Below are 2093 nucleotides of genomic sequence, written 5' to 3' on the forward strand. Positions count from 1 at the left end.
CCCCCCCCCCCCCCCCCCCCACTACCGGGTCAGCGTCCCAGCGCCCGGCGGATCTCTTCCAGCGCACCGGGGTCGTCCAGCGTCGACAGGTCGCCCGGATCGCGCTGCTCGGCGAGCGCCTGCAACGAGCGCCGCAGCAGCTTGCCGGAGCGGGTCTTGGGCAATGCGTTGACCACATGCACGTGCGCCGGACGCGCCACCGCGCCCAGCGAAGTGGTCACCGTCGCCATCATCTCGGCCACCACCGGCGCCGGATCCTCGCCGCCAAGGCCCTGTTTCAGGGTGACGAACACCAGCGGCACCTGCCCCTTCAGTTCATCCTTGACCCCGATCACGGCCGCCTCGGCCACGCGCGGATGACTGGAGATGGCCTCTTCGATCTCGCGCGTGCCCAAGCGATGCCCGGCCACGTTGATCACATCGTCGGTGCGCCCGAGGATGAAGGTGTAGCCGTCGTCATCACGGATGGCCCAGTCCAGCGAGCTGTACAGCAGCTCCTTGAAGTGGCTGAAGTAGCTCTGCAGGAAACGGCCGTCGTCGTTCCATACCGTGCTCATGCAGCCCGGCGGCAACGGCGGGGTGACCACCAGCACGCCCTTCTGCCCCGCAGCGACTTCCTCGCCGGTGTTCTCGTCGATCACCTTCATGCGGTAGCCGAGGTTGGGGAAGCCCGGCGAACCGAAGCGCACCGGCTTCATGTCCAGCCCCGGCAACAGCGTCAGCGCCGGCCAACCGGTTTCGGTCTGCCAGTAGTTGTCGATGATCGGCTTGCCCAGTGCATCGCTGATCCAGTGCGCGGTCGGTTCGTCCAGCGGCTCACCGGCCAGGAACAGGTACTTCAGCGCACGCAGATCGTGGCGATGGATGAAGTCTGCATCGTGCTTCTTCAGCACGCGGATGGCGGTTGGCGAGGAGAACATCGTGCGCACGTTGTACTGCTCACACAGCGCCCACCAGATGCCCGGGTCCGGGTTGGTCGGCAATCCTTCGTACAACAGCGAGGTGCAGCCGCCGATCAGCGGGCCGTACACGTTGTAGGAATGGCCTACCGCCCAACCGACATCGGAGGTGGAGAACATCACCTGGCCCGGCTTGCAGTCGAACACCGTCTCCATCGACTGCGCCATCGCCACCGCGTAGCCGCCGACATCGCGCTGTACGCCTTTCGGCTTGCCGGTGGTACCGGAGGTATACAGCAGGTAGCTCGGCTCACTGGACTCCAGCCACTGCACCGGCACATCGACCTCACCGATCTGCGCGCGCAGCGTGGCGTACTCCACATCGCGGCCCGGCACCCTCGGTTCGGCGGCGTCCAGCCCGCGCGAGACGATCAGCACGTGCGGTGGCGGTGCACTGGCCTCGGCGCAGGCCGCATCGACCATCGCCTTGTACGGAATCAGCTTGCCACCGCGCATGCCGGCATCAGCGGCAATCAGCAGTTTCGGTTTCGCATCGTCGATGCGCAGCGCCAGGTTATGCGCTGCAAAGCCGCCGAACACCACCGAGTGCACCGCACCGATGCGCGCGCAGGCGAGCATCGCGAACACGGCTTCGGCCATGTTCGGCATGTAGATCACCACGCGGTCACCATGACCGACGCCGAGGTGCCTGAGTACGGCAGCGAAGTCATTCACCTCGCGATACAGCTGGCGATAGGTGATCTCGCGGGTGCTGTTGGTTTCGGTGGAAATGGCCACCAGCGCGAGCTGGTCGGCGCGCTCGGCCAGGTGCCGATCGACGGCGTTGTAGCAGAGATTGGTTTCGCCGCCGACGAACCAGCGCCGGAACGGCGGGTTGCTGTAGTCGAGTACCTGCTGCGGCGGTTTGTGCCAATGGATGCGTTTGGCTTCTTCGCCCCAGAAGGCCTCCGGCTCGTCGATCGAGCGACGGTAGGTTTCCTCGTAGTTCATGACGCAGCCCTCCCAGACAAAGTCATGGGTTCGAGGATAGTCCGGCGCTGCCGCGCGGGCCGCCCTACCTTGGTAGGGGGTGGGTTTTGTCCTGCAGGGCTTGCAGCCCTGCACCTGCAGAATCAACGTCAACGTCAAAAGCTGGGTTACTGGGGGATGGCGGGGTGGGGGGGGGGGGGGGGG

1 protein-coding gene is annotated in these 2093 nt (G+C 65.8%); it reads right to left on the minus strand.

The window, feature by feature from the left end:
• Positions 1-29 precede the first annotated feature (29 nt).
• Positions 30-1910: a propionate--CoA ligase gene (prpE, locus tag QRO93_RS19915; RefSeq protein ID WP_053448886.1), complete on the minus strand. Its 1881-nt coding sequence runs from the start codon at positions 1908-1910 to the stop codon at positions 30-32.
• Positions 1911-2093: the final 183 nt, after the last annotated feature.

Source organism: Stenotrophomonas maltophilia group sp. Smal17, from assembly GCF_030237045.1.
In the GTDB taxonomy this organism is placed as follows: Bacteria; Pseudomonadota; Gammaproteobacteria; order Xanthomonadales; family Xanthomonadaceae; genus Stenotrophomonas; species Stenotrophomonas forensis.